A 25,351-nucleotide genomic window follows, 5' to 3' on the forward strand; every position below is an offset into this window, starting at 1 on the left:
GACCATGTCCCTCATCGACATACGCAACAACACGCCGACGCAACTCAAGCGGTAGCGGCTTGCCCATCGCGGTCTCCTTTCAACCGCAATGAATCACGAACTCAAATCAAGGGGAATCCTGAATCCCTTAAATCGCGACACGCTTTAGCTGGCCATTCTGATAGGCGGCATTCTTAGACAAACGTCGCGGCATGGATCCTCGGGTCTGCGCGTCCGCTTCGTTTCCGCTCCGCCCGTGGATGACGACGACGCGGCAGTGCATTCCGCCAAAAACAAAAAAACCGACGTCAGCTTGCTTCTGACGTCGGTCATTTAGGTTTTGGGATCGTCGCACCCGGTCTCTCCCTAGGGGGAAAGTCCGAGGTTGGTTCGATCCGACGCAGACCCGTGGGCGGGGGGCTTGGGGTTTACGAGCCGGTGCCGGACCGAACCGTCTCAGGCAACGCCGGTAAATTCGTCGGACATTGGGGCATGAGCGCGGATAAAATAAGGCAGGAATGTGGCAAAGCATCACCAATTCAAACACCGCGTTTTATAAAAGTGACTGGACGTTGCGAAAACAGCGCAGCCCCAAGGATGGTTAGCCGGGTCTTGCAATTCCACCGCGAACACGCCAACTTCTGCAAGCGAGATTCATTTTTAAAGGGATCGCGGTATGACCGATCGCAGCGGTGGGACGGAGGATGGGGACGCATCCGCAATATTGATCCCGCTGCACGAGGCGCGACGCGAACGCCTCGACCAGCCGGTTCGCTTCGACCGGCGTGAACTCGATGAGATCCTGAGGCTCTACGGACGCATGGTCGCCGCCAATGAATGGCGCGACTATGCCATCGATCATCTCGCTGATCGCGCTGTGTTTTCGGTCTTCCGCCGGGCCAGCGAAGTGCCGCTGTTCCAAATCGTCAAAGACCCGAAACTGGCGCGCCGGCAAGGCGCTTTCGCCGTCATCGCCGCCGGCGGCCGCATCCTCAAGCGCGGCCAGGAACTTGGCCGCGTGCTCGGCGTCTTCGATGCCAAGCTGAAGATTGTCCAAGCTTGACGCTGAAGAATTGGGGAATTGAGGAACTGAAGAGTTGAAGAAAAGGGCACCTGACGGCCGATATAACCGCCGCCCGTTATTCTCAGCTCTTCAAATCCTCAACTCTCCAGTTCTTCAACTCCTCAATTCCTCATCTCCTCAGGCCCTGGCGAAACTTCCGCTCCGGCAGCGATTCTGCGTCGGGCGGAACCGACGCGCCACCATTCAGCGACAGCTGCATGAACACCGTGTCCAGCCAGCGCCCGTGCTTGTAGCCGGAGCCTTCCAGGCGGCCGGAATGGCGAAAGCCGAGCTTTTCATGCAGCCGCACCGAGGCGCTGTCGGCATGACCGTCGCCGATCACCGCTATGATCTGGCGAAAACCCGCGACCCGGCAGGCCTCGATCAGCGCCTGCATCAGCAGCAGCCCGACGCCCTGGCCCTTGGCATCAGGCGCGACATAGACCGAATCCTCGACGATGAAGCGGTAGGCCGGGCGTGGCCGGAAGGCGCCGGCATAGGCGTAGCCAAGCAATGCTCCATCCTTTTCGGCGGCCAGATAGGGAAAGCCGCCTCCCGTCAGGCTGTCGAAGCGCGCGCCCATCTCGGCACGGGTGGGCGGCTCCAGCTCGTAGCTCGCCGTGCCATGCGTCACCGCATCGGCGTAGATCTCGGTGATTCGGTCGAGGTCGCCCTCCAGGGCCGCGCGTATGGAAATAGTGCTCATAATTTGTGCAAACGATTCATCTGCCTGCCATCACAGCAAAGGCCGGCACAAAAGAAAAGGGCGGCCGTTGGGCCGCCCTTTCAATATCAGCTGGTCCAGTTGCCTGGATGGAGACCGCTTAGCGGCGGTCGCCCATGAACTGCAGCAGGAACATGAACAGGTTGATGAAGTCGAGATAGAGCCTCAACGCGCCCATGATCGCCTTGCGGCCGGCAACGTCGGCCTGGTCGCCTTCGTAGTACATTTCCTTGATGGTCTGCGTGTCATAGGCGGTAAGGCCGGCGAAGATCAGCACGCCGATCGCCGAGATGGCGAAGCCGAGCGCCGACGACTGCAGGAAGATGTTGATCAGCATGGCGATCACCAGGCCGACCACGCCCATGACCAGGAACGAGCCGAACGCCGAAAGATCGCGCTTGGTCGTGTAGCCATAGAGCGACAGTCCGCCGAAGGCGGCCGCCGTGGCGAAGAAGGTCTGGGTGATCGAGGCGCCGGTGTAGACCAGGAAGATGGTCGACAGCGACAGGCCGACCAGGCCCGAATAGACCCAGAAGGTCGTCTGCGCCGCAGCCACGCTCATCGACTGGATCCTGAACGACAGGAAGAAGACGGCGGCGAGCGGGGCCAGGATGACCACCCAGCGGAAGGCGCTGGCGTAGATCAGCGTGCCGAAAGCGGTCAGCTGTCCGTCGCCGGTGACGGCGAGCTGGAAAGCGCCCCAGGCGGCGATGCCGGTGATGAGGAGGCCAAGCCCCATCAAATTATAGACCTTCAGCATGTAGCTGCGCAGGCCCTGGTCGATGTCGGCGCGTGCGCCCGGCACGGCCGAAGTCTGGTAGTTGCGAATGGGCTCAGCCATTGGAATCCTCTGTTGCTTCTGCCCCGTACGGTGTCAGGCCCTTCCGGACCTGGGCGCCGCTGGCGGGGCTCCAGCATGCCTGTGGCGAAATATGATGGTTCTTGACGTCAAGAACAAGACCGTAACGGCCTGCAACGCTTGGTGAAACGCCGGAAGCCGGTTTTCTTAGGCCTCTGACACTGCACATTACCAAGATTTAACCGGATTGGCCGGTTTCGCCCGGCGCTGCCGCCTACAATTCAGAGGTCGCGCAGCACCGGCGCTGCCTTGTGGCCGAGCACCCGCCAGGTGCCGGCAAGGCCGATCCCAACGGTGATCACCAGCGCAAACACCAAAGTCGCCACCGCGACCTCCGGCATGAAATGCGATGGCAGCGTCATGATGCGGGCAACGATGTACCAGGCCGCGATGCCGCCTGCGGCCAGCGCGAACACTGCGGTGGCGAGCCCGATCAGCATATATTCGAGCGAAAACGCCGTGATCAGCGTCCGCCTCGTTGCGCCCAGCGTCTTCAGCACCACGGCATCGTGGATGCGAGCGCGGTTGCCGGCGGCGAGCGCGCCGGCCAGCACCAGCACCGAAGCGATCAGCGCCACGCCGGCCACAGCCCGGATCGCCGTGCCGAGCTGGCCGACCAGCCGGTTGATGACATCGAGCGCGTCCTTGACCCGGACCGTCGTCACCGCCGGGAAGGCGCGGGTTACGGCGTTGAGCAGGCGGGCATCATCTGCTGCCGTGACATCCTTCTCGCTCAGCGTCGCCAGCCAGCCATGCGGCGCGCCGGCGAATGTGTTGGGCGAGAACACCATGACGAAATTGATGCCCATCGTCTCCCATTGCACCTGCCGGAAATTGGCAATCTTGGCCGTCACATTGCGGCCCAGCACATTGACGGTGACGGTGTCGCCGAGTTTCAGCCCGAGCGCCTTGCCTTCATCGTTGGAGAACGAAACCAGCGGCTCGCCGGTATAGCTGTCCGGCCACCAACTGCCTTCGGTCAATGTCGCGTTGGCCGGCTGTTTGGCGTCATAGGTCAGGCCGCGGTCGCCGCGCAGCACCCAGGCGCCTTCCGCCGGCACATTGGCCTTGTCGACATCGACGCCGTTCAACGCCATCACCCGGCCGCGCAGCATCGGCACTTTGACCAGCGTGCCCTTCGGCGCCTCTTTGCCCACCAGCGTCGAGAAGGCGTCGACATCGCCGTTCTGGATGTCGACGAAGAAGAAATTCGGCGCCCGCTCCGGCAGGCTGCCGGAGATCTGCTGCCTGAGATTGCCGTCGATCAGCGCCAGCGTCACCAGCAGCGTCAACCCCAAACCCAACGACAGCACGACAGATGGCGTCAACGCGCCGGGACGATGGATGTTGCCGATGGCGAGCCGAAGCGCGACCGAGCGCACGCGCGGGCTTTTGCGCGCCACCCATTGCACCAGCGCGCCGACGAGGCGCAGCACCAGAAAGGCAAAGATCGTCGCGCCGACAAAGATCGAAGCAATGCGCTGGTCGCCGGAAAACAGGATGGCCAGCGCCGCCAAAGCGAGCGCTATACCGACCGCCGTGGCGAGATAGGGCAGGCGCGGAAAGCCGCGACCTTCAAACCCCATTTCGCGAAACAAAGCGGTTGCCGGCACGTCGCGGGCGCGGCCGAGCGGCAACAGCGCAAAGGCCAGCGTCACCAGCAGCCCGAACAGTGCCGCCATGGCGAGCGCACCCGGATAGAAACCGCCCTCGGCCGGCACCGGAATGACTGACTGGAGCGCAGCACTCGCCGCAAATGGCATGGCCGCGCCAAGGATGAGGCCGAGCACGATGCCGAGGCCGGCGATCATCAGGATCTGCACGAGGTAGACGGTGAAGACAAAGCCGCCCGAGGCGCCGAGGCTCTTGAAGGTGGCGATGACGCCGCGCTTGCCGTCGAGATAGGCGCGCACCGCATTGGCGACGCCGACGCCGCCGACCACCAGCGCCGTCAGCCCGACCAGCGTCAGGAATTGCGAGAAGCGTTCGATGTTGGAGGACAGCGCCGGTGCGGCGTTAGAGCGTGTGCGGATTGACCAGCCGGCTTCGGGGAAATCGCTCGCTGCCTGATCCTGGATGGCCTTGAGATCGGCCTCGCTGGCACCGGCCGGCAGCCGCACCTTGTAGGCATTCTCGACCAGGCTGCCCGGCTGGATCAGCCCGGACGCGGCAAGCCCGGCGGTCGAGACCATCAGCCGCGGCGCAAAACCGAAACCGTCCGACACCGCATCCGGTTCGCTCACCAACCTGGCGCGCAGCTCGAAGGTCGCGCTGCCGAGCTTCAGCCGGTCACCGATCTTCACATTGAGCCGGTCGAACAACAGGTCGGGCGCCGCGGCGCCGAAGATTCCGGATTTCTCGCCGAACAGATCCTGTCTGCCAAGCCGCGGCTCGGTGTCCAGGACGCCATAGAGCGGGTAGGCGTCGTCGACTGCCTTGGCCTCGACCAGTGCCTGGTCGGAGCCGTCTTCCAGCCGCGCCATCGAGCGCATGTTGACGCTGTGCGACACAGCCCCCAGGCGATCGAGGAAGGTGCTTTCGGCCGGCGTCGTATCGCGCTGGTTGATCTGGAAACGCAGATCGCCGCCAAGCAGCATCTGGCCCTGGTCGGCAACGCCGGCGGTGATCGCCTGCGCCACCGAATTGACGCCGCCGATCGCGGCAACGCCGAGCGCGATGCAGGCCAGGAAGATCAGGAAGCCGGACAGCCCACCGCGCATTTCGCGCAGCGAAAAGCGGAACGCGAGTTTCAGCGTCTGCGGCAATGGCATCAGGCCGGCACCTTGAGCGGCGCGACCGGCGCATCCTCGATGCGGCCCGAGCGCATCGACACCTGGCGCGAACAGCGCGCCGCAAGGGCGGGATCATGGGTGACCAGCACCAGTGTCATGCCGCGCTCGGCCGCCTTGGCGAACAGAAGGTCGGCAACCTGCCGCCCCGTCGCCTGGTCGAGATTGCCGGTCGGCTCGTCGGCGATGAGAATGCGCGGCGCCGGCGCCAGCGCCCGGGCGATCGCCACGCGCTGCTGTTCGCCGCCGGACAATTCGCCGGGATAGTGGGTGACGCGGTCGCTCAGGCCCACGGCCGCAAGCTCGCGCGCGGCCACGCCGAATGGATCGGCATGGCCGGCCAGTTCCAGCGGCACCGCGACATTTTCGAGCGCTGTCATGTTGGGAATGAGATGGAACGACTGGAAGACGATGCCGATGTTTCGGCCCCGAAACGATGCAATTTGATCCTCGCTTTTGCCGTTAAGCGATTCGCCGGCGATGCGCACCGTGCCCGAATCGACCCTCTCCAGCCCGGCCAGCACCATCAGCAAAGTCGACTTGCCGGAGCCGGAAGGGCCGACGATGCCGGTTGCTTCGCCGCGCACAACGTCAAGGCTGACACCTTTCAGCACATGGACGGATGATGCCCCTTGGCCGAGGGTCAGGGATATGTCTTTCAGCTCGATGACGGCTTCTGTCACAATTAAAGCGTCCTATATCAGGATGAAGGCTCTGCCTGCCGGAAGCCGTCGCCGGAAGAATTCTTGGTCATATGGGGCCTGCCGCATGTCTTTCAAACGCTCGATTGCCGCAGGGCTGATCCTTTTCTCCGCGATTTGCGGCGCCATTTCGTCGGCGCGGGCGGAGACATTCACCATCGTCGGCTTCGGCGACAGCCTGATGGCGGGCTTTGGCCTCGGTCCCGGCGAAGGTTTTACCGACAAATTGCAGGCAGCCCTTCGCGCCAAGGGCCATGACGTCACCGTCGCCAATGCCGGCGTCTCCGGCGACACGACAAGCGGCGGCCTGGCGCGGCTCGACTGGTCGGTGCCAGACGGCACCAAGCTCGTCATCCTCGAGCTCGGCGCCAACGACATGCTGCGCGGCGTTTCGCCCAATATCGCGCAAAAGAGCCTGGACGAGATGCTGGCGAAGCTGAAAGCGCGCAAGATCGCCGTGCTTTTGGCCGGCATGCGCGCCGCGCCCAATCTCGGCGCTGACTACCAGACCGCCTTCGATGCGATCTATCCGAAGCTGGCCGCGAAATACGATGTGCCGCTTTATCCGTTCTTTCTCGATGGCGTTGCCGGCGAGAGCGGGTTTCAGCTCGAGGACGGCCTGCACCCCAATGCCAAGGGCGTCGACCGCATGGTCGAGCGCATCCTGCCCACGGTGGAGAAGGCGATTGCAGCAGTCGAGGGCGGAGCCTGAAGCGGGATCTTCGCTTCTGACGAAACCTTCCGTAAGGGAAACATTAGGGAAAGCCTGCGACCAACAAACCACTTGCCCCGCTTGAATATCGATGATTCGCTAGGGGCATCGTTCGATTCGAGGAAGGGAGGCTCACCATGCCGCGTCTTTTCACCGCCCTCGAAATACCGCGTGACGCCGCTCTTTCGCTGTCCCTGCTCAGGGGTGGCCTGCCCGGGGCGCGCTGGATCGATGTCGAAAACTACCACATGACGCTGCGCTTCATCGGCGATGTCGAAGGCCATGTCGCCGACGAGATCGCCAACGCGCTCGACCGGGTTCACCGCCCGTCCTTCTCGCTGACGCTGTCCGGCGTCGGCGCCTTTGGCCAGAAGAAACCGCATGCCGTCTGGGCCGGCGTCTTCGCCTCGCCCGACCTGTCGGCGCTACAAGGCGAAATCGACCGCATTTGCCAGCGGCTTGGGCTGCCTGCCGATCCACGCAAGTTCACACCGCATGTGACGTTGGCGCGCCTGCGCAATTCGAGCCCGCTCGACGTCGCGCAATATCTGTCGGCGCGCGGCAATTTCTCGACGCTGCCGTTCCGCGTCGGCCGCTTCGTCTTGATGTCGTCGCGCGATTCGGTCGGAGGCGGCCCCTACATCGTCGAGGAGGCGTGGCCGCTGTCCGGCGTCGATGCCCGCGCCTCGAGCAGCTTCGCCAGCGCCTCCGACGCTTCTCGGATCATGCGGTAGACCGAAGCGAAGGCTTCCGCCCCGTCATAATAGGGATCCGGCACGTCGCGGGTTTTTCCCTGCGCGAACTCCGCCAGCAGATGGATGCGTTCGCCGGCATTGGCCGGCGCCAGCGCTCTGAGGTCGCGGACATTCTGCCGGTCCATGCCGAGGATCAGGTCGAATCGCGAAAAATCTTCCGGCCTGACCTTGCGCGCCCGCTGCCCGGAAATGTCGATGCCGTGACGGGCCGCGATCGCGATCGAGCGCGGGTCGGGCGCTTGGCCGAGATTCCAGCCGCCGGTCGCCGCAGAATCCAGCATCATGTCGCGGCCGCGTTCCGCCAGCACGGCGCGAAGCACGCCTTCCGCGAGTGGCGAGCGGCAGATGTTGCCGAGGCAGACAAACAGTATGGAATTTATCGGCTTTACGCTCATTCGATATGCGCCGTTTGTGCATTTGGAACCCCAAAACGCAAAGCACTTTCGGGCGACTTGCATTATGGTGAGGGTTAAAATCTGGGATAGCACGGGAAATCATCATGACGAGAGAGAAACTGGGCAAGGACGCCATCGTCGCTGCCCTAACCGAACTGGGCGGCTGGTCATTGGCTACCGACGGCGCTTCGATCAAGCGCAGCTTCGTCTTCAAGAATTTTTCCGAAGCCTTCGCCTTCATGACCCGCGTCGCGCTGGCTGCGGAAAAGATGGACCATCACCCCGACTGGTCGAATGTCTACAAGACGGTGGACGTGACGCTGAACACCCACGATGCCGGTGGCGTCACCGCGCTCGACATCGCGCTGGCCAAGAAGATGAACGGGTATTTCGGCGGCTGACCGTCCGGCTTTGCAACGCGCAAGTGCCGGGAAATCGGCGCCGTCCTCTTGTAGCGGACCTGCACTTCCACCACATTTTCCGCTGGCAGCCGCGCGCAACACGCTGCGCGACGGTCTGCAAAGGAGACATTGATGGCGCAACAACCCGGTTTTGATTTCTTCGGCTTCGGCGGCAAGCTGGGCGATGAAAGCGAAGTGCGCGCCAAATTCTGGCGCACGGCCAAGAAGGCCGCCCGGCAGATTCCGTTCATGGAAGAGGTGGTCGCCGCCTATTACTGCGCGCTCGACAAGAAGACGCCTTTACGCGCCAAAGGCGTATTGCTCGCCGCGCTCGGCTATTTCGTGCTGCCGGTCGACGTCATCCCCGATTTCGTCTTCGGTCTTGGCTTCACCGACGACATCGCCGTACTGACGGCCGCGATCACTGCCGTCAGCGCCCACATCACCCCTGCACACCGCAAGGCTGCCAAGGAGGCGATTGCCGACAAGAGCTGAATCGGCCGTCGCATTGGCAACTGGTTCAGAGGAAATCCGGCGCTCAAACAGGGCGATAGCGGCCCGGCTTCGGGTTCCGCTGCGGCCGTTGAAAAAGTCAAACTCTTGCCGCTTTCGTGGCCTCCAAGTCGCCGAAGGGACATTGCGAAAGCCGTTTTTCAAGAAGCGGCGCGGAAATGGCGGTGGTTTCCATGGGTGAATGTCCTTTTCCGAGGGAAATTCACCGTTTGGTAACCCAGATTAAATCAAAATGAAGCGACGGGCAGGACGCCAAGCCGGCCTGCCCCCGCACCATTTGGAATACGGGAAAAACGATGCGCGGATTGATTGCACTAGTCTCGAGCCTGGTCCTGGTGGCCTCTGCAGCGCCGGCGCTGGCGCAGCAGGCGACCAAGATCGGCCAGCACAACGCCTGGGGCACCTACAGCTATCAGGCGCAGGGCGGCAAGGTCTGCTACGTCTTGACCGTGCCGACCGACAAGCAGCCGCCGACGCTCGACCATGGCGACATGTTCTTCTTCGTCAGCCAGCGGCCGGGCCAGCAAGTGTCCTACGAGCCGCAATTCATCGCCGGCTACACCTTCCAGGAAGGCTCCAAGGCCACCGTCACCATCGACAAGAAGTCGTTCTCCATGTTCACCCGCGGCAAGTCGGCCTGGGTGGAGAACGCAGCCGAAGAGCCGGTGCTGATCGCCGCCATGAAGACCGGCACCGACATGAAGGTGTCGGCGAAGTCCGGCCGCGGCAACACGACGACCTATGTGTTTTCGCTGAAAGGCATCTCGGCCGCGCTGACGTCCATCGCCAAGTGCAAGTAGGCCAATTGGCCTGACGGAATTTGAATGAAGGCCGGGCCTCAGGGTCCGGCCTTTACTTTTGACGAACTGCCACTCAGTTGGGTGATGCCTCCGCCCGCCGGCGCCGGATCGCCTCGGCGATGAAGACGCGGGACAGCGCGTGGTAGAGCGGCTCGTGCGAGATCAGCCGCGCCGTGCCGTAGCCGAGCATCGAGGCGCACATCAGCCCAATGACATTGTCGTGGTTGCCGGTCATTTCGAGGATGATGACGAAGGCCGTCATCGGCGCCTGCACGACGCCGGCGAAATAGCCGGCCATGCCGAGCAGCGCAGCAACGCCTGTGCCGGCGCCGAAGATGAGGCCGAGCGTGCTGCCGATACCGGCGCCGACCGCCAGCGACGGCGCAAAAATGCCGCCGGGGATGCCTGAGATCATCGACAGCAGCCCGGCCGCGAATTTTTCGGCAAAGAACAACCAGGGAAGTGGCGCGCCTTCGACGGCGCTGCGCGCCTGGGCGTAGCCGGTGCCGTAGGTCAGCCCGCCGGAAGCGATGCCGATCGCTGCTACCGCCAGCCCGCAGACGGCCGCCACCAGCAGCGCGCAGCGCAACGGCTGGCCGGTGTTCCAGCGCCGGATCCGCCGCGTCGCCTTCAGCGCCAGCAGCGAAAACAGCGCGCCGAGTCCGCCGCCGATGATGCCGCAGGCCAGCACCAGCGGCCAGTCGGCGGCAAAGGCAATGGTCTCCTTGGCGATGCCGAAATAGGTGTAGTTGCCGACCAGGCCCAGCGAAGCGAGACCGGCCAGGATCACCGCCGTCAACACCAGCCCGTTGGTGCGCGCCTCATAGGTGCGGCCCATCTCCTCGATGGCGAACACGATGCCGGCGAGCGGCGTGTTGAAGGCCGCCGCAATGCCGGCGGCCGAGCCGGCGAGGATCAGGCCGCGCGCCTGCGCCATGCCGCCCCAGCGCGCCACCTGCAGCGTCACCGAGGCGCCGACCTGAACCGTCGGGCCTTCGCGGCCGATCGAGGCGCCGCAGAACAGGCCGATGACGGTGAGCGCGATCTTGCCCACCACCAGCCTGAGCGACAGGATATGGCTACGGTCCTCGTCGTCGCGCAGGTGGCGCGCGGCGATCGCCTGCGGAATGCCGCTGCCCTGCGAGCCCGGAAAGAAGGAGTAGGCAAGCCAGGCGCACAGCACGAAGCCGAGCGGCGTCATCACGAGCGGCAAATAGAAGCGCCAGCCGCCGTCGTCACCGGTAACGAGGCGGAACAGCGCCTGCGCTTGGTCGGCCAGCATCGCGAACAGCACGCTGATCAGTCCGATCGAGATCGCGCCGGCCCAGAACACCAGCCGCGGCTGCCAAACGCGCCGCGACCCCCACATGGCGCGCGAGCGCCGCAGCATGGGATATCGTCGCGATGTGCCGGCCATGTCTGTCCTCGTGATCGAAGCCCAGCCCTAGCACAGGCTGAGAGCCGATCAAGACTGCGAGGTCAGTCCGTGAAGGCGCCGGCATTCACTTCTTCCCGCCGACTTATGCGCCGGCGAGAAGAAGTAAGGGCCTTGCTCACATGGCCATTTTTTCACATTCGGCCTGGGCCTTCTTGGTCGACGTGTCGATCATGAAGGCCTTGCCCGTGGCGTCGGTCATCATCATCATGCAGTGCTTGATGGGTTTTGCCATCTTCATCATCTCGGCGCCCATCTTGGCGTCCGGCATCATGGTGCCCATGTGCCCGTCCGGCATGATTGCCGTCACCTGCCCGCCCTTCATCATGGTCATGGTGCCCATCGCATCCTCGGCAAACGCCGGCGCGGCGGACAGGCCGATGAGACCGGCAACAACAATAAGCTTGATTGAATGCATTCCGCGTACTCCCATTTTTGCAGGGGCATAGTCGCCCCTTTCAGATTTCGCGATGCGCTGCGAACTGTTACGCCAACACGAACATGTGATCGGTTTTTCGCGATGGGATGGCGCTGCGCCGCCCACGACGGGTCAGCCGGACGATGGATCGGCAGGCCGCAACATTCGCCGCCCCGCATGACTCTCGCCGCAAGCTGTGCTATGCGCCGCGCTTCATTTCCGGCACGATGCATGAAATCGGCCGCAAATCGCTTATATCAGAGCAGCCATGACCCTTTCTTTCGATCTCACCACTGAGGGTGCCCGCGATGCGTTGCGCGCCCGCACGGCTTCGGCCGAGAAGCCGTCGCTGATCGGCCTGACCCGGGCCGAACTCGGTGAAGCCCTTGTCGGGGCCGGCATCGTGCCCGAGCGCCAGGCGAAAATGCGCGCCCAGCAGCTCTGGCACTGGATGTATGTGCGCGGCGTCTCCGACTTCGCCGGCATGTTCAACATCTCCAAGGATTTGCGCGCCGAGTTGGACAAGCATTTCACCGTGGCGCGGCCGGAGATCGTCGAGGAGCAGATTTCCGCTGACGGCACGCGCAAGTGGCTGTTTCGCTTTCCGCCGCGCGGCGCCGGCCGTCCGGTCGAGATCGAAACCGTCTACATCCCCGAGGAGGGACGCGGCACGCTGTGCATCTCCTCGCAGGTCGGCTGCACGCTGACCTGTTCGTTCTGCCACACTGGCACGCAGAAGCTGGTGCGCAATTTGACGGCGGAAGAAATCCTCGCCCAATTGCTCACCGCCCGCGACCGGCTCGGCGACTTCCCCGACCGTGACACGCCCGACGGCGCCATTGTGCCGGCCGAGGGCCGCAAAGTCTCCAACATCGTCATGATGGGCATGGGCGAGCCGCTCTACAATTTCGAGGCAGTGAAGAAGGCGCTGCTGATCGCCTCCGACGGCGACGGGCTGTCACTGTCCAAGCGGCGCATCACGCTGTCGACCTCCGGCGTGGTGCCCGAGATTTTCCGCACCGGCGAGGAGATCGGCGTCATGTTGGCGATCTCGCTGCACGCCACCAATGACGATCTGCGCGACCTCCTGGTGCCGATCAACAAAAAGTATCCATTGAAGGAACTGATCGCCGCCTGCCGCGCCTATCCAGGCCTGTCGAACGCCAAGCGCATCACCTTCGAATATGTGATGCTGAAGGACGTCAACGATTCCATCGAGGACGCCAAGGGGCTGATCAAGCTGCTGAAGGGCATTCCGGCCAAGATCAATCTGATCCCGTTCAACCCGTGGCCGGGCACCAACTACCAGTGCTCGGACTGGGAGACGATCGAGAAGTTTGCCGACTACATCAACAATGCCGGCTACGCCTCGCCGATCCGCACCCCACGCGGCCGCGACATCCTGGCCGCCTGCGGTCAGCTGAAGTCGGACTCCGAGCGCATGCGTAAGGTCGACCGGCTGGCCCTGGAAGCGATGATGATTGCGGGGCACGGCGAGGCGTGAGCCGCCTCATCGCCTACCTCGTCCGCTTCGCCGTCATCCTGTTCGGTTATATCGTCGCTTCGCTGGCGGCGAGCGCCTTTCTCAACATCCTGTTCCTAGCTTCCGTCGGTTTTATACGGGATGATGCGCACCCGATGGCGGCGACGGCGCTCTATTTTTCGATCCCCTTCGTGGCGCTGTTTGTCGCCTATTTCGCTTTCATACCGGCGGTGGTCGCCATCCTGATCTCTGAGATCCTCAGCCGCCGCGACTGGCTGTTCTATGCGCTGGCGGGCGGCGTCGTGGCCGCGGCCTTCCTCGGCTTCGTCCACCAGAACGCGGATTTCGACGTCACCGACCCGCGCGCCATCGCCGCCGTGATCGGCTGCGGCATGGTCGGCGGCATCTTTTACTGGCTAAGCGCCGGCCGTTGGGCCGGAAGCTGGTGGCAGGCCGCTACTTCGCCTGAGCGGTCAGGATCTTGAGCGCGAAGGCCGAAAACACCCCGGCAAAGAGATAGTCGACTACCCGCGTCACCCGCGGGCTGGCCTTCATCGCCGCCGAGAACTTTTCCGCGGCAAACACCATCGGCGCCGTCACCGGAATCGACAGCACGATGAACATGACGCCAAGGAAGAACAATTGTCCCGGCGCGTTCGGATCATGCGCGGAGACGAATTGCGGCAGGAACGTCATGAAGAACAGGATGATCTTCGGGTTGAGCAGATTGACGCCGAGCCCGGCGGCCCAGCTGCGGAACAGCGAAATCTGCGGTTCACTCTTCTTCTGCGGCGAAAACGCCGAGCCCTTAGTGAGCGCCTGCCATGCCAGGAAGACGAGATAGGCGGCGCCAAAAATCTTCAGCACGAGGAAGGCCATCGGCGAGGCGACGATCAACGCCGAGATGCCGACCGCCACCAAGGTGGTGTGGATCAGCGTGCCGCACAGCGCGCCGGCCAGCGAGGCAAGGCCGGCGGCGCGGCCCTGGCTCAGCGTGCGCGAGACGAAAAGGGTCATGTCCGGGCCGGGTGTGATTGCCAGGATCATGGTGGCGATGGCGAACTGGATTAGCGTCGTGGTATCGGGAATGAAGGACATTGGCGGCCCCTGGCAGAGCATCGAACCCAAAAGTGGAAGCCGGTTTTGGGAGAATCCGATGCTTAAACAAAATGGATGCGCAGCCCTATAGCGCAGGCGCCGAGGCCCTTCCAGCCGCTGACGGCCGCAGCATCTGGTCCAGCCTTGATCGACGTTCGTCCCTTGCGCTGGCCGGAAAGCCCGTGATACCTCGCCCGCGAAGAACCCTTGTCGCGGAACCGCCAACAATGTCGAAGACCAAACACGTCAAGAAGGTCGTGCTCGCCTATTCCGGCGGCCTCGACACCTCCATCATCCTGAAATGGCTGCAGATCGAACTCGGCGCCGAAGTCGTCACCTTCACCGCCGATCTCGGCCAGGGCGGCGAGCTGGAGCCGGCGCGCAAGAAGGCCGAGATGATGGGCATTAAGGACATCCGCGTCGTCGATGTGCGCGAGGAATTCGTGTCGGACTTCGTCTTCCCGATGTTTCGCGCCAACGCCGTCTATGAAGGCACCTACCTGCTCGGCACCTCGATCGCCAGGCCGCTGATCTCCAAGCATCTGGTCGAGATAGCCAGGGAGACCGGCGCCGACGCGATTGCACATGGCGCCACCGGCAAGGGCAACGACCAGGTCCGCTTCGAGCTTTCGGCCTATGCGCTGAACCCCGATATCAAGGTGATCGCGCCATGGCGCGACTGGTCGTTCAAGTCGCGCACCGACCTGATCAACTTCGCCGAGCAGCACCAGATCCCGGTGGCGAAGGACAAAAGAGGCGAAGCGCCCTTCTCGGTCGACGCCAACCTCCTGCACTCGTCTTCCGAGGGCAAGGTGCTGGAAGATCCGTGGAGTGAGCCGCCGGAATTCGTCCACCAGCGCACCGTCTCGCCGATGGACGCGCCGGACAAGGTCACCGAGATCGAAATCGAGTTCCTGAAGGGCGATCCGATCGCGCTCAACGGCAAGAAGCTGTCACCGGCTGAGATGCTGACCGCCCTCAACGATCTCGGCCGCGACAATGGCATCGGCCGGCTCGACCTGGTCGAGAACCGCTTCGTCGGCATGAAGTCGCGCGGCGTCTACGAAACGCCCGGCGGCACGATCCTGATCGTCGCCCACCGCGCCATCGAGTCGATCACCCTCGACAGGGGTGCCGGCCACCTCAAGGATGAGTTCATGCCGCGCTATGCGGAACTCATCTACAACGGCTTCTGGTTTTCGCCCGAGCGGCTGATGCTGCAGGCGATGATCGACAAGAGCCAGGAAGACGTCGAAGGCACGGTGCGCCTGAAACTCTACAAGGGCAATGTCATGGTCACCGGCCGCAAGTCGAAGAAGACGCTCTATTCCGACGCGCTGGTCACCTTCGAGGACGACCGCGGCGCCTACGACCAGAAGGACGCCGCCGGCTTTATCCGCCTCAATGCGCTAAGGCTGCGAACACTTGCGGCGCGTAATCGGAAGGGTTGAGCCCCAACTATTGTTCCCAGGAAAACCCGGCGGAGACGCCGGGTTTTTATTTGTTATATCTAATATAAGAGGCCAAGCTGGCTGAGATGGTTTCTGTTTGACCTTTTAAAAGCTTCATCTAAATTCCCTCGCGGGACGGAGGGATTCTGACAGTGAAAAAAGCCATTTTTCTGCTGCTTGCGGCGGCCATCGTCTTTACCGGATGCCAGTCCTCGCAGGCGGCCGCGAAACGCGAGCAGAATCCAGACGGGTGCATCTCAGCTGTCCACCTGTGGAGCATCACGTTCAAGCACGAAATCGCCTCTTTCATGGGCGTTTCGCAGGAGCGCATGCCGGCTCTGTTCTGCTAGCGCCTTGGCGAAGGGATACGCAGTGGACGGATCACCTACTCCGACTTGAACCGGCTGCAGCTCGACCAATCGACCGAAATCTGGCTGGTCATCAAGGGCAAGTCAAAAGCGCCTCCGCAGGCACCGGCGCCGCGGAACTCCAAATTCCGTACCTGCTACCGTAACAACGGCGCCTTCCAGGTTCCCGCTTCCCAGAAATGCCCGTTGAGCGGCCACGCGCAGTTCGACCAACCGACCAAAATCGAGATGAAGGGGACATCAAAGGCGGCTACCGCGGCGCCGCGGAACCTCAAATTCCGTAGCTGCAGCGGTATTACCGGTACCTTCCAGATTCCCGTTTCCCGGAAATGCCCGTTGAGCGGCTACGCGAATTATTGAGAGATCGAACCTGGTCGTTCTGGAGGGCTGTTGACGTGAAAAACCGTATCTTTCTCCTGCTTGCGGCGGCCATCGTCTTTACCGGATGCCAGTCCTCGCAGGCGGCCGCGAAGCGCGAGCAGAATCCAGACGGGTGCATCTCCGCTGTCCACCTGTGGAGCATCACGTTCAAGCACGAAATCGCCTCTTTCATGGGCGTCTCGCAGGAGCGGATGCCGGCCTTGTTCTGCCAGCGCCTTGGCGAAGGGATACGCAGTGGACGGATCACCTACTCCGACTTGAACCGGCTGCAGCTCGACCAATCGACCGAAATCTGGCTGGTCATCAAGGGCAAGTCAAAAGCGGCTGCTAGGACCACGCCGGCGCCGCGGAACCCCAACTTCCGTACCTGCAACGGTATTGCCGGTACCTTCCAGATTCCCGCTTCCCGGAAATGCCCGGCGAGCGGCTACGCACAGCTCGACCAACCGACCAAAATCGATATGAAGGGCAGGCCAAAGGCGGCTCCTCCAACGCTGCGGAACTCCAAGTTCCGTACCTGCTCGAATCTTTACGGCGGCTCCTTCGAGGTTCCCGCTTCCAAGAAATGCCCCTTGGGCGGCGGTTACGTGAACAATTGAGAGCCTGGGCGCTCGCCGCTCTTGGCATGCCACACGCACCGACAAAAAAGCCCGGCGCATGGCCGGGCTTTTGTCGAGTAGACGGTCCTATCAGCCGCCGTCGATCGCGTCGGCGATCTGGGCGATGGCCTGCTGGTAGACGCTCGCGGAATTCCAGCCGGCTATTGCGCCCATATTCGAACTTGCACTAGCACCCGCCCGCCAGCCATGAGCCTTGAGGAAGTTGGCGGTGGAAGCGAGCGCCGTCGCCTTGTCGCGCAGGTTTCCGTTGCCGACGCCATACTTCAAGACATTTCCGGGCAGGAACTGCGTGTGGCCGATCTCGCCATGCGCGGCACCCACCGACGAGGCGCTCAACGCGCCGCGATCGACCAGCTTCAGCGCGGCAATGGCATGCGGGTAGAAGAATCCCGGGCGGCGGCAATCATAGGCAAGCGTCAGAATGGCAGAGACCGTATTCTGGTTGCCCATGGCGGAACCGAAGCCGGTCTCCATGCCCCAGATGGCGAGCAACACACCCGGCGACACGCCGTAATTGCTCTCGATCCTCTCGAACAGCGCCGCGTTCTGCTTCTTCAGCGAGCGGCCTCTGGAAATGATCGAGGCCCCGCCACGACGCTTCATGAAAGCATCCACCGAGCCGCTGAACGCCTTGTGGATGGCGCGGTCGACAGAGATCGTCTTTGTCGCGTAGCTGGCGCCGGCCAGAGCGGAAAGGCCTCTGGGGCCAACGCCTTCAGACTTGGCCTCTGCGGCGAACTCCGGCTTCCACGCCTCGAAACCGGCACCGGTCTTGCCGCAGCTGGCCGCCGCCTGCGCGCCCGTCGCCAGCGCAAGCACCGCCACCACCGTGGCAGCAAAAATCTTTCCCTTGGCAAGCAATGCCATGCTTTCTCTCCTGATTGCCTGATTCACGTCCCGGTTGCGAATTTGCCAGTGAAACGCGCCATTGTCACCGTACCCCCGGCGCCACGCTGGCCAATGCAGCGGAATTTGCCTACGATCAAGTGCTTATTGTGGCGGGAACGCGACGCTGAGCGGGACAATCCGCCCATCAAACAGAAAGTCGTAGTACGGACATGGGACGTCCGCCGATGGCCGGCGTTTGGGCGAGGGGCCGCTCCGCACCATATCTGATGTCCATAGCCTGGCGTCCAAATACCGACGCCCATACTGACGCGTTGAGACCGAGATGAAACTGTTCGACTGCCCGCATTGCGGCCACCGGCTCTATTTCGAGAACGCGCAGTGCCTGAGCTGCTCGAGCCTCGTGCTCTACGATCCCGAGCATGCGCGCTTCGCTTTGTCTGATATCGACGGCATTTTCCACTGCACCAACGCCGACGAATGCGCCTGCAACTGGATGGCCGAGCCGGGCCACACCTTCTGCCGCGCCTGCGTACTGAACCAGTTGATCCCGGATCTCTCCGTCGACGGCAACCGCCGCCGCTGGATCCGCGTCGAAGCGGCCAAGAAACGCGCCATCTATTCGCTGCTCACCTTCGGCCTGCCGGTGGCGCCCAAGCAGGCCCCAGGCGACGAGATCGGCCTTGCCTTCGATTTCCTCGCCGACCCGATCGGCGGCGGTCCCGGCGGCGAACGCATTCTCACCGGCCACGACAACGGCCTGATTACGCTCAACGTCGCGGAGGCGGATTCGGCCGAGCGCGAGCGGCGGCGCGTCGAGATGGGCGAGAACTACCGCACGCTGCTCGGTCATTTCCGCCACGAGCTTGGTCATTACTACTGGGATCGGCTGATCCGCGACGACCCGCAACGGCTCGACGCCTTCCGGGCACTGTTCGGCGACGAACGCCCCGACTACGAGCAGGCGCTGAAGGCCTATTACGCCAATGGCGCTGCGCCCGACTGGCAGCAGAACCACATCTCCGCCTATGCGACATCGCATCCATGGGAGGATTGGGCCGAGACCTGGGCGCACCATCTGCACATCACCGACACGCTGGAGATGGTGCACGCGCTGAACTTTCCGCTCGGCCAGCTGGAGACGATGGAGGCCAATGTGCTGCCGCAGGGCGACACCGGCGGCCGCCTGCAGCCCGCACCCGCCGAGCCTGACGCCGTGCCCGAGCCTTTCGAAAAGGTCCTCGCCCGCTGGCTGGTGCTGTCGGAAGCCTCCAACTCGATCAACCGCTGCATGGGTCTGCCCGACCTCTATCCCTTCGTCATTTCTGACGTGACGGCGCAGAAACTCGCTTTCGTGCACCAGCTTTTGACGGCTTTGCCGAAAGAAACCGGAACAAATCGTGAGCCAGTAGGGGCATTTTAGCCGGAACGCATGCGCTCTGTTTTCGTTTGGGGTCGCGAGGGACCATGAAAACGGAGAGAAACCATGAGACGCATACTGTTTCCGGCCGTCGCCGGGGCGCTTGTCGCCATGTCGGGTGCGGCACTTGCCGATACTGCCGTCTCGGCCGTCACCGATCTTAACGTGCGCGCCGGCCCCGGCCCGCAATATCCGGTGATCGGCGTGCTCGCCGCCGGCCAGTCGGCGACGCTCAATGGCTGCATCCAAAACAGCAAATGGTGCACCATTGCCGAAGCCGGCGGCCAGGGCTGGGTCTATTCCGACTATGTGACGGCCGATTTCGGCGGCAGCCGGGTCGTTCTGACGCGCCGCCCCGCCGACGCCGCCATCACGGTCGTTACACCGCCGCAAGATGATTATCCCGACACCTATACCGGCGCGATCCTGTCCGATGACGGCCCCATCGACGCCATCGACAGGCCGCCGGCGGAAGTCGGCACCTATGTCAGCACGCACCGGCTCGACCCCGTCTATCTCGATGGCGAGGTGGTGACGGGTGCTACCTTGCCCGACACCGTCGAGCTGCGCGAAATCCCCGACTACCGCTACCGCTATGTCTATGTGAATGGCCAGCCGGCGCTGGTCGACCCGCAGACGCGGCGCATCATGTACGTCGTGCGCTGATCGAGTTCCCGAAGGCGGTCCCCATCCGGCGGCCGCCTTCTTCTCGGTGTCAGCCTGGCCGTTTGGAGTTGCTCTATCGCGTCGATCTCGGCCTTCCAGGCCTTGCTCTCGACGGCGAGGTCATAGCTCGCCCGCATGTTCATCCAGAACCGCGGCTGCGGAACGATTATTCCGCACTGCAGCGAACGTTGGGCCGGCTTCGGGCCGGCCCCTAATCGATTGAAGCAATCGCCAGGCTTTTTGTCAGACTAAATGACGTTTTCAAAACGATTTTCTGGCTTTGACGCGGTGCAAAAAGAGCATTAGAAACCGGCTGTCTGAAGTCATATATCGAGGCGGTAAATGCCGCTTTCCGCCGCGGCTCCGGACATCGAATTGGGGCAGCCATGAGCAAATCACCAGCCACCCGAACCGCCAGACGTGAACGGCCGCTCTCGCCGCATCTGACGATCTACCGTCCGCCGATCACCATGACGATGTCGATCATCCATCGCATCACCGGCGGCGCGCTGTATTTCGGCACGCTGCTGGTCGCCGCGTGGCTGATGGCGGCGGCGAGTTCGCAAGCGACCTTCAATTGGGTCGACTGGGCCTTCGGCACCTGGCTCGGCCGCCTCATCCTGTTCGGCTACACCTGGGCCTTGATGCACCACATGCTGGGCGGCGTGCGCCACCTCGTTTGGGACACCGGCGCCGGGCTCGAGAAACACACGGCATCGAAGATCGCCTGGACGACGCTCGCCGGCTCGGTTGCGCTCACGCTGCTGATCTGGGTCGCCGGCTATATGGCTCGGGGAGCCCTGTGATGAGCGGCAACAAAAGCAACGATATGCGCACGCCGCTGGCCAAGGTCCGCGGTCTCGGCTCGTCTCACGAGGGCACGCAGCATTTCTGGCGCCAACGGCTGACGGCGCTCGCCAACATCCCGCTGACGCTGTTCTTCGTCGGCTTCCTCATCGCCCTCAACGGCGCCGGCTATGCAGAAGTGCGGGCAGCGCTCGCCAATCCGTTCGTGGCGCTGGTGATGATCCTTTTCCTGATCTCGGGGCTCTACCACATGCGGCTCGGCATGCAGGTGATCATCGAGGACTATGTGATCAGTGAAGGCCTGAAGCTGTTGACGATTGCGCTCAGCACATTTTTCACCATAGCGGTCGGCGTCGCCTCGATCTTCGCCCTGCTCAAACTGGCATTCGGAGGCTGATTTTGGCCAAGGACGCGAAATCAGCCAACAGGGCTTACACTTACGTCGACCATAAGTTCGACGTTGTGGTCGTCGGCGCCGGCGGCGCCGGCCTGCGCGCCACGCTCGGCATGGCCGAACAGGGCCTGCGCACCGCCTGCATCACCAAAGTGTTCCCGACCCGCTCTCATACGGTGGCCGCGCAAGGCGGCATTGCCGCGTCGCTGTCCAATATGGGTCCGGATTCCTGGCAGTGGCACATGTACGATACCGTAAAGGGCTCGGACTGGCTCGGCGATGTCGACGCCATGGAATATCTGGTGCGCGAAGCCCCGGCCGCGGTCTACGAGCTCGAACATTACGGCGTGCCGTTCTCGCGCACCGAAGAGGGCAAGATCTATCAGCGCCCCTTCGGTGGCCACATGATGAACTATGGCGACGGCCCGCCGGTGCAGCGTACCTGTGCCGCCGCCGACCGCACCGGCCACGCCATCCTGCACACGCTCTACGGCCAGTCGCTGAAGAACAATGCGCAGTTCTTCATCGAGTATTTCGCGCTCGACCTGATCATGGAGCCGGACGGCACCTGCACCGGCGTCGTCGCCTGGAACCTCGACGACGGTACCATCCATCGCTTCTCGGCGAAAATGGTGGTGCTGGCGACCGGCGGCTACGGCCGCGCCTATTTCTCGGCGACTTCGGCGCACACCTGCACCGGCGATGGCGGCGGCATGGCCGCGCGCGCCGGCTTCCCATTGCAGGACATGGAGTTCGTGCAGTTCCACCCGACCGGCATCTATGGCGCCGGCTGCCTGATCACCGAAGGTGCGCGCGGCGAGGGCGGCTATCTCGTCAATTCCGAAGGCGAGCGCTTCATGGAGCGCTACGCGCCGTCGGCCAAGGACCTGGCTTCGCGCGACGTCGTCTCGCGCTGCATGACGCTGGAGATCCGCGAAGGCCGCGGCGTCGGCAAGAAGAAGGATCACATCTTCCTTCATCTCGACCATCTCGATCCGGCGGTGCTGCATGAGCGGCTGCCGGGCATTTCGGAATCGGCAAAGATCTTTGCCGGTGTCGACCTGACCAAGGAGCCGATCCCGGTGCTGCCGACGGTGCACTACAATATGGGCGGCGTGCCGACCAATTACTGGGGCGAGGTGCTGAACCCGACGGCCAAAAGCCCCGACCGGGTGTCGCCCGGGCTGATGGCGGTGGGCGAGGCGGGTTGCGCCTCGGTGCACGGCGCCAACCGGCTGGGCTCGAACTCGCTGATCGATCTCGTGGTGTTTGGCCGTGCCGCAGCGATCCGCGCCGGCCAGGTCATCGACCGCAATTCGGCGATCCCTTCGCCCAACGAAGCCTCGGTCGAAAAGATCATGGACCGCTTCGACCGGCTGCGCCACGCCAACGGCTCGACGCCGACGGCGGTGCTGCGCGAAAAAATGCAGAAGGCGATGCAGGAAGACGCTGCCGTGTTCCGCACCCAGGAATCGCTCGAAAACGGCTGCAAGCGCATCTCCGAGATCTGGACCGAGCTGAAGGACATCAAGGTCTATGACCGCTCGATGATCTGGAACTCCGACCTGGTCGAGACGCTGGAGCTGGAAAATCTGATGGCCAACGCCATCACCACGGTCTACGGCGCCGAGGCGCGCAAGGAGAGCCGTGGCGCCCATGCGCGGGAGGATTTTGCCTCGCGCGACGACAAGGTCTGGCGCAAGCACACGCTGGCAAGGCTCAGCGAAGACGGCAAGGTGACGCTCAGCTACCGTCCCGTGCATACCGAGCCGCTGCTGGCGGAAAAGGACGGCGGCATCAGCCTCGCCAAGATCGCGCCCAAGGCCAGGGTGTATTGATCATGGCGCTGGCGGCCTCGGGATATTCGGGCACGCCGCTTCCGGCCAAGCTTGGCCTGAAGGACGGGATGGTCGCGGCGTTCATCGCGCTGCCCGACGATCTCAACGGTCTCACAGAGGCGGTCGACTTCGCTCAGGTCGACCGGCTGGTTGACTGGTCCGACATTTCTGGCGCGGCCCTGAAATACGACGCCGTGCACGCCTTCACCAAACAGCGCGCCGAGATCGAGGATCGCCTCGGCGATGTCGAGGCGGCGATCAAGCGTAACGGCATGGTCTGGGTATCCTGGCCGAAGAAAGCATCGAAAGTGCCGACCGATGTCACCGAAGGCGTCGTTCGCGCCGAGGCTCTGAAGCGCGACCTTGTCGACGTCAAGGTCGCTGCCGTCAACGAAATCTGGTCCGGGCTGAAGCTCGTCATCCGAAAGGACCTGCGGTAATGGTCGAACTCACGCTTCCCAAGAACTCGAAGGTCCAGCCGGGCAAGACCTGGCCGAAGCCGGACGGCGCCACCAACCTGCGCGAGTATCGCATCTACCGGTGGTCGCCGGACGATGACGAGAACCCGCGCATCGACACCTATTTCGTCGACATGGACGATTGCGGGCCGATGGTGCTCGACGCGCTGTTGTGGATCAAGAACAAGATCGACCCGACGCTGACCTTGCGCCGCTCCTGCCGCGAAGGCATTTGCGGCTCCTGCGCCATGAACATCGATGGCTCCAACACGCTGGCCTGCACCAAGGGCTGCGACGACATTTCCGGCGCCGTCAAAGTCTATCCGCTGCCGCATATGCAGGTGGTCAAAGACCTGGTGCCCGACCTCACCAATTTCTACGCCCAGCATGCCTCGATCCAGCCCTGGCTGAAGACGGTTTCGCCGACGCCGGCCAAGGAGTGGCTGCAGAGCCATGAAGACCGCGAGAAGCTCGATGGGCTCTACGAATGCATATTGTGCGCCTGCTGCTCGACCTCGTGCCCGAGCTATTGGTGGAACGGCGACCGTTATCTCGGTCCGGCAACGCTGCTGCAGGCCTATCGCTGGCTGATCGACAGCCGCGACGAGGCCAAGGGCGAGCGGCTCGACAATCTCGAAGACCCATTCCGGCTCTATCGCTGCCACACCATCATGAACTGCGCCCAGACTTGTCCCAAGGGGCTGAACCCGGCCAAGGCGATTGCCGAGATCAAGAAGATGATGGTGGAGCGACGGGTTTAGCAGCTGCGGGCCGCTCTCGGCAAACTCGAACGCAGCGATCCTTCGCGCCCCCTCTGTCCTGCCGGACGTTCGTCGTTCGAAAAGCCAAGCAATTGGCTTTCCGTCCGCTGCGCGGACCACTCCTCAACCCCCACGAGTGGGAGATTGGCCGTCATCGCGGCTTTCGCCAATCTCCAAGGTTGAAGGATGGCGCGCTGTCGGCGAAGCTGGCGATCTCCCCTCTTGCGGGGGAGATGTCCGGCAGGACAGAGGGGGGCGCTGTCCCGCCAGCGCCAGAAAGGATTGCAACCCAATGACCGACTCCGACCTTCCAATCCTCACTCCCGTCGAAGCCCGCATTCTCGGCTGCCTGATCGAAAAGAAGGAGCTGACGCCGGATGTCTATCCGCTGACGCTGAATGCGGCACTTGCCGCCGCCAACCAGAAGACGGCGCGCGAGCCCGTCATGGCGCTGGAACAGACGGAGGTGCATCGGGCTCTGAAGCTGCTCGAGCAGAAGGGGTTGGTGCGGCAGATGTTCGGCTCGCGCGTCGAGCGCTATGAGCACCAGATGGCGCAGCGCTTCTCGCTGACCACGCCGCAGACCGCCTTGCTTGGGCTGCTTCTGTTGCGGGGTCAGCAGACGGCGCATGAGCTCCTGGCGCGGAGCGAGCGCATGGCACGGTTTTCGTCGATCGAGGATCTCCGGGCCGAACTCGACATGCTGATCGGCCGTCGGCCGCCGCTGATCCAGGAAATCCCGCGCGGTCCAAGCCAGCGCGAGGACCGTTACGTGCATCTTCTCGCTGGCCCGGTGGATATCGCGGCCCTGTCTGCCCAGCGGAGTGCGCCGGCACCGCCTGCTTCCGACCTGGAAGCAAGGATTGAATCGCTGGAGCAGGAAGTCGCAGCACTTCGCGCCCGGCTCGACGCGTTGGGGGCGTAAGGCTTGCTTGTAGAAGTTTGCGCCGCCCCTCATTGTCCTGCCGGGCACTTCTCCCCGTATAGTGATGGGGAGAAAGGGGCAGCTTAAGTGCCGGCGCTCTTCCGGCAACGCTGGAGATTGGCGAAGCCGACTGCGACAGCCTCCCTCTCCCCGTCACTATACGGGGAGAGCGACTGTCTTGTCAGTCAAGCGGTTTGCCATGGTTTTTGGTCCCGGATCATTGCGTTGAGGATTGTGAGCAGCTTTCGCATTGTTGCGACGACGGCGACGATCTTGGGTTTGCCGGCGGCG

29 protein-coding genes and 1 pseudogene are annotated in these 25,351 nt (G+C 63.1%); 20 read left to right on the top strand and 10 right to left on the bottom strand.

The window, feature by feature from the left end; translation table 11 throughout:
• Positions 1-655 precede the first annotated feature (655 nt).
• Entirely contained in the window at positions 656-1,042 is a 387-nt protein-coding gene (locus AC1DYO_RS30985; protein WP_181060885.1) for a DUF2794 domain-containing protein, read from the top strand.
• Between the two features lie 130 nt (positions 1,043-1,172).
• Here AC1DYO_RS30985 and AC1DYO_RS30990 read toward each other — a convergent pair whose 3' ends face one another.
• The 4 genes from AC1DYO_RS30990 to AC1DYO_RS31005 form a co-directional block, all read right to left on the bottom strand.
• Positions 1,173-1,748 (bottom strand): N-acetyltransferase family protein, encoded by a 576-nt coding sequence (locus AC1DYO_RS30990; RefSeq protein ID WP_477268334.1) that lies wholly within the window; start codon positions 1,746-1,748, stop codon positions 1,173-1,175.
• A 118-nt stretch (positions 1,749-1,866) separates the two neighbouring features.
• Positions 1,867-2,607: a Bax inhibitor-1/YccA family protein gene (locus AC1DYO_RS30995; protein WP_112560076.1), complete on the bottom strand. Its 741-nt coding sequence runs from the start codon at positions 2,605-2,607 to the stop codon at positions 1,867-1,869.
• 239 nt (positions 2,608-2,846) lie between these two features.
• A complete protein-coding gene (locus AC1DYO_RS31000) occupies positions 2,847-5,396 on the bottom strand; it encodes an ABC transporter permease (protein ID WP_477268336.1) in 2,550 nt (849 codons plus the stop codon).
• Positions 5,396-6,097, bottom strand: coding sequence for an ABC transporter ATP-binding protein (locus AC1DYO_RS31005; protein ID WP_477268338.1), 702 nt, complete (start codon positions 6,095-6,097; stop codon positions 5,396-5,398). Before AC1DYO_RS31005 ends, AC1DYO_RS31000 begins: the two co-directional genes overlap by 1 nt.
• 85 nt (positions 6,098-6,182) lie before the next feature.
• Between AC1DYO_RS31005 and AC1DYO_RS31010 the strand changes: the two genes are divergently transcribed.
• Both AC1DYO_RS31010 and thpR read left to right on the top strand, forming a co-directional pair.
• The gene (locus AC1DYO_RS31010) at positions 6,183-6,827 is read left to right on the top strand and encodes an arylesterase (protein ID WP_477268340.1); all 645 of its coding nucleotides are present in this window, start codon (positions 6,183-6,185) and stop codon (positions 6,825-6,827) included.
• Positions 6,828-6,964: 137 nt separating this feature from the next.
• Positions 6,965-7,561 carry an RNA 2',3'-cyclic phosphodiesterase gene (gene thpR, locus AC1DYO_RS31015; protein ID WP_477268342.1) on the top strand — a complete coding sequence of 199 codons (597 nt, stop codon included), beginning with the start codon at positions 6,965-6,967 and terminating at the stop codon, positions 7,559-7,561.
• Here thpR and AC1DYO_RS31020 read toward each other — a convergent pair.
• Positions 7,465-7,977 carry a low molecular weight protein-tyrosine-phosphatase gene (locus AC1DYO_RS31020; RefSeq protein ID WP_477268344.1) on the bottom strand — a complete coding sequence of 171 codons (513 nt, stop codon included), beginning with the start codon at positions 7,975-7,977 and terminating at the stop codon, positions 7,465-7,467. The genes thpR and AC1DYO_RS31020 overlap by 97 nt on opposite strands.
• A gap of 104 nt (positions 7,978-8,081) precedes the next feature.
• Between AC1DYO_RS31020 and AC1DYO_RS31025 the strand changes: the two genes are divergently transcribed.
• The 3 genes from AC1DYO_RS31025 (at position 8,082) to AC1DYO_RS31035 (ending at position 9,691) form a co-directional block, all read left to right on the top strand.
• A complete protein-coding gene (locus AC1DYO_RS31025; protein WP_477268346.1) occupies positions 8,082-8,378 on the top strand; it encodes a 4a-hydroxytetrahydrobiopterin dehydratase in 297 nt (98 codons plus the stop codon).
• A 132-nt stretch (positions 8,379-8,510) separates the two neighbouring features.
• The gene (locus tag AC1DYO_RS31030; RefSeq protein WP_477268348.1) at positions 8,511-8,873 is read left to right on the top strand and encodes a YkvA family protein; all 363 of its coding nucleotides are present in this window, start codon (positions 8,511-8,513) and stop codon (positions 8,871-8,873) included.
• A gap of 314 nt (positions 8,874-9,187) precedes the next feature.
• The gene (locus tag AC1DYO_RS31035) at positions 9,188-9,691 is read left to right on the top strand and encodes an invasion associated locus B family protein (RefSeq protein ID WP_477268350.1); all 504 of its coding nucleotides are present in this window, start codon (positions 9,188-9,190) and stop codon (positions 9,689-9,691) included.
• Between the two features lie 73 nt (positions 9,692-9,764).
• Here AC1DYO_RS31035 and AC1DYO_RS31040 read toward each other — a convergent pair whose 3' ends face one another.
• The gene (locus tag AC1DYO_RS31040; protein WP_477268351.1) at positions 9,765-11,108 is read right to left on the bottom strand and encodes a chloride channel protein; all 1,344 of its coding nucleotides are present in this window, start codon (positions 11,106-11,108) and stop codon (positions 9,765-9,767) included.
• A gap of 136 nt (positions 11,109-11,244) precedes the next feature.
• Positions 11,245-11,544 (bottom strand): hypothetical protein, encoded by a 300-nt coding sequence (locus AC1DYO_RS31045; RefSeq protein WP_181060896.1) that lies wholly within the window; start codon positions 11,542-11,544, stop codon positions 11,245-11,247.
• A gap of 268 nt (positions 11,545-11,812) precedes the next feature.
• Between AC1DYO_RS31045 and rlmN the strand changes: the two genes are divergently transcribed.
• Positions 11,813-13,048, top strand: coding sequence for a dual-specificity RNA methyltransferase RlmN (rlmN, locus tag AC1DYO_RS31050; RefSeq protein ID WP_477268353.1), 1,236 nt, complete (start codon positions 11,813-11,815; stop codon positions 13,046-13,048).
• On the top strand, positions 13,045-13,512 hold the full coding sequence (locus AC1DYO_RS31055) for a hypothetical protein (RefSeq protein ID WP_477268355.1): 468 nt from the start codon (positions 13,045-13,047) through the stop codon (positions 13,510-13,512). The genes rlmN and AC1DYO_RS31055 overlap by 4 nt, the downstream gene beginning before the upstream one ends.
• On the opposite strand, the gene AC1DYO_RS31060 is transcribed toward AC1DYO_RS31055, so the two are convergent.
• Complete coding sequence (locus AC1DYO_RS31060; protein WP_477268357.1) at positions 13,484-14,125, bottom strand: LysE family translocator; 642 nt, start codon at positions 14,123-14,125, stop codon at positions 13,484-13,486. The genes AC1DYO_RS31055 and AC1DYO_RS31060 overlap by 29 nt on opposite strands.
• A gap of 227 nt (positions 14,126-14,352) precedes the next feature.
• Here AC1DYO_RS31060 and AC1DYO_RS31065 point away from each other — a divergent pair, with 227 nt between their 5' ends.
• From AC1DYO_RS31065 to AC1DYO_RS31080, 4 genes are all read left to right on the top strand, one after another.
• On the top strand, positions 14,353-15,576 hold the full coding sequence (locus AC1DYO_RS31065) for an argininosuccinate synthase (protein ID WP_477268358.1): 1,224 nt from the start codon (positions 14,353-14,355) through the stop codon (positions 15,574-15,576).
• Between the two features lie 152 nt (positions 15,577-15,728).
• Complete coding sequence (locus tag AC1DYO_RS31070; protein ID WP_477268360.1) at positions 15,729-15,926, top strand: hypothetical protein; 198 nt, start codon at positions 15,729-15,731, stop codon at positions 15,924-15,926.
• 45 nt (positions 15,927-15,971) lie between these two features.
• A complete protein-coding gene (locus AC1DYO_RS31075) occupies positions 15,972-16,304 on the top strand; it encodes a hypothetical protein (RefSeq protein WP_477268362.1) in 333 nt (110 codons plus the stop codon).
• Positions 16,305-16,339: 35 nt separating this feature from the next.
• Positions 16,340-16,924, top strand: coding sequence for a hypothetical protein (locus tag AC1DYO_RS31080; RefSeq protein WP_477268364.1), 585 nt, complete (start codon positions 16,340-16,342; stop codon positions 16,922-16,924).
• 90 nt (positions 16,925-17,014) lie between these two features.
• On the opposite strand, the gene AC1DYO_RS31085 is transcribed toward AC1DYO_RS31080, so the two are convergent.
• Positions 17,015-17,812 carry a lytic murein transglycosylase gene (locus AC1DYO_RS31085; RefSeq protein ID WP_477268366.1) on the bottom strand — a complete coding sequence of 266 codons (798 nt, stop codon included), beginning with the start codon at positions 17,810-17,812 and terminating at the stop codon, positions 17,015-17,017.
• 304 nt (positions 17,813-18,116) lie between these two features.
• On the opposite strand from AC1DYO_RS31085, the gene AC1DYO_RS31090 reads away from it, so the two are divergent.
• The 8 genes from AC1DYO_RS31090 (at position 18,117) to AC1DYO_RS31125 (ending at position 25,060) form a co-directional block, all read left to right on the top strand.
• Entirely contained in the window at positions 18,117-19,214 is a 1,098-nt protein-coding gene (locus tag AC1DYO_RS31090) for a zinc-binding metallopeptidase family protein (RefSeq protein ID WP_477268367.1), read from the top strand.
• A 63-nt stretch (positions 19,215-19,277) separates the two neighbouring features.
• Positions 19,278-19,877, top strand: a complete 600-nt coding sequence (locus AC1DYO_RS31095; protein WP_477268369.1) for a DUF1236 domain-containing protein — start codon at positions 19,278-19,280, stop codon at positions 19,875-19,877.
• A gap of 386 nt (positions 19,878-20,263) precedes the next feature.
• The gene (gene sdhC, locus AC1DYO_RS31100; protein WP_477268371.1) at positions 20,264-20,683 is read left to right on the top strand and encodes a succinate dehydrogenase, cytochrome b556 subunit; all 420 of its coding nucleotides are present in this window, start codon (positions 20,264-20,266) and stop codon (positions 20,681-20,683) included.
• Entirely contained in the window at positions 20,683-21,081 is a 399-nt protein-coding gene (gene sdhD, locus AC1DYO_RS31105) for a succinate dehydrogenase, hydrophobic membrane anchor protein (protein WP_181060905.1), read from the top strand. Before sdhC ends, sdhD begins: the two co-directional genes overlap by 1 nt.
• Positions 21,082-21,083: 2 nt before the next feature.
• Complete coding sequence (gene sdhA / locus AC1DYO_RS31110) at positions 21,084-22,916, top strand: succinate dehydrogenase flavoprotein subunit (protein ID WP_477268373.1); 1,833 nt, start codon at positions 21,084-21,086, stop codon at positions 22,914-22,916.
• A 2-nt stretch (positions 22,917-22,918) separates the two neighbouring features.
• Positions 22,919-23,356, top strand: a complete 438-nt coding sequence (locus AC1DYO_RS31115) for a DUF3052 family protein (RefSeq protein WP_477268375.1) — start codon at positions 22,919-22,921, stop codon at positions 23,354-23,356.
• A complete protein-coding gene (locus AC1DYO_RS31120; protein ID WP_477268377.1) occupies positions 23,356-24,135 on the top strand; it encodes a succinate dehydrogenase iron-sulfur subunit in 780 nt (259 codons plus the stop codon). Before AC1DYO_RS31115 ends, AC1DYO_RS31120 begins: the two co-directional genes overlap by 1 nt.
• Before the next feature lie 292 nt (positions 24,136-24,427).
• Positions 24,428-25,060, top strand: a complete 633-nt coding sequence (locus AC1DYO_RS31125; protein WP_477268378.1) for a YceH family protein — start codon at positions 24,428-24,430, stop codon at positions 25,058-25,060.
• Between the two features lie 185 nt (positions 25,061-25,245).
• On the opposite strand, the pseudogene AC1DYO_RS31130 reads toward AC1DYO_RS31125, so the two are convergent.
• A pseudogene (locus tag AC1DYO_RS31130) lies at positions 25,246-25,351 on the bottom strand (IS110 family transposase); the annotation flags it as partial.

Source organism: Mesorhizobium sp. P2_F5 (assembly GCF_056403715.1).

What these genes read in the sequence shown, in the direction of transcription:
- AC1DYO_RS31020 (WP_477268344.1), bottom strand. Translation starts at nt 7,977, where the DNA reads ATGAGCGTAAAGCCGATAAATTCCATACTGTTTGTCTGCCTCGGCAAC.
- AC1DYO_RS31035 (WP_477268350.1), top strand. Translation starts at nt 9,188, where the DNA reads ATGCGCGGATTGATTGCACTAGTCTCGAGCCTGGTCCTGGTGGCCTCT.
- AC1DYO_RS31120 (WP_477268377.1), top strand. Translation starts at nt 23,356, where the DNA reads ATGGTCGAACTCACGCTTCCCAAGAACTCGAAGGTCCAGCCGGGCAAG.
- AC1DYO_RS31115 (WP_477268375.1), top strand. Translation starts at nt 22,919, where the DNA reads ATGGCGCTGGCGGCCTCGGGATATTCGGGCACGCCGCTTCCGGCCAAG.
- AC1DYO_RS31025 (WP_477268346.1), top strand. Translation starts at nt 8,082, where the DNA reads ATGACGAGAGAGAAACTGGGCAAGGACGCCATCGTCGCTGCCCTAACC.
- sdhD (WP_181060905.1), top strand. Translation starts at nt 20,683, where the DNA reads ATGAGCGGCAACAAAAGCAACGATATGCGCACGCCGCTGGCCAAGGTC.
- AC1DYO_RS31085 (WP_477268366.1), bottom strand. Translation starts at nt 17,812, where the DNA reads ATGGCATTGCTTGCCAAGGGAAAGATTTTTGCTGCCACGGTGGTGGCG.
- AC1DYO_RS30990 (WP_477268334.1), bottom strand. Translation starts at nt 1,748, where the DNA reads ATGAGCACTATTTCCATACGCGCGGCCCTGGAGGGCGACCTCGACCGA.
- thpR (WP_477268342.1), top strand. Translation starts at nt 6,965, where the DNA reads ATGCCGCGTCTTTTCACCGCCCTCGAAATACCGCGTGACGCCGCTCTT.
- AC1DYO_RS31045 (WP_181060896.1), bottom strand. Translation starts at nt 11,544, where the DNA reads ATGCATTCAATCAAGCTTATTGTTGTTGCCGGTCTCATCGGCCTGTCC.
- AC1DYO_RS31125 (WP_477268378.1), top strand. Translation starts at nt 24,428, where the DNA reads ATGACCGACTCCGACCTTCCAATCCTCACTCCCGTCGAAGCCCGCATT.
- AC1DYO_RS31010 (WP_477268340.1), top strand. Translation starts at nt 6,183, where the DNA reads ATGTCTTTCAAACGCTCGATTGCCGCAGGGCTGATCCTTTTCTCCGCG.
- AC1DYO_RS31000 (WP_477268336.1), bottom strand. Translation starts at nt 5,396, where the DNA reads ATGCCATTGCCGCAGACGCTGAAACTCGCGTTCCGCTTTTCGCTGCGC.
- sdhC (WP_477268371.1), top strand. Translation starts at nt 20,264, where the DNA reads ATGAGCAAATCACCAGCCACCCGAACCGCCAGACGTGAACGGCCGCTC.
- AC1DYO_RS31090 (WP_477268367.1), top strand. Translation starts at nt 18,117, where the DNA reads ATGAAACTGTTCGACTGCCCGCATTGCGGCCACCGGCTCTATTTCGAG.
- AC1DYO_RS31095 (WP_477268369.1), top strand. Translation starts at nt 19,278, where the DNA reads ATGAGACGCATACTGTTTCCGGCCGTCGCCGGGGCGCTTGTCGCCATG.
- AC1DYO_RS30995 (WP_112560076.1), bottom strand. Translation starts at nt 2,607, where the DNA reads ATGGCTGAGCCCATTCGCAACTACCAGACTTCGGCCGTGCCGGGCGCA.
- AC1DYO_RS31040 (WP_477268351.1), bottom strand. Translation starts at nt 11,108, where the DNA reads ATGGCCGGCACATCGCGACGATATCCCATGCTGCGGCGCTCGCGCGCC.
- rlmN (WP_477268353.1), top strand. Translation starts at nt 11,813, where the DNA reads ATGACCCTTTCTTTCGATCTCACCACTGAGGGTGCCCGCGATGCGTTG.
- AC1DYO_RS30985 (WP_181060885.1), top strand. Translation starts at nt 656, where the DNA reads ATGACCGATCGCAGCGGTGGGACGGAGGATGGGGACGCATCCGCAATA.
- AC1DYO_RS31030 (WP_477268348.1), top strand. Translation starts at nt 8,511, where the DNA reads ATGGCGCAACAACCCGGTTTTGATTTCTTCGGCTTCGGCGGCAAGCTG.
- AC1DYO_RS31065 (WP_477268358.1), top strand. Translation starts at nt 14,353, where the DNA reads ATGTCGAAGACCAAACACGTCAAGAAGGTCGTGCTCGCCTATTCCGGC.
- AC1DYO_RS31060 (WP_477268357.1), bottom strand. Translation starts at nt 14,125, where the DNA reads ATGTCCTTCATTCCCGATACCACGACGCTAATCCAGTTCGCCATCGCC.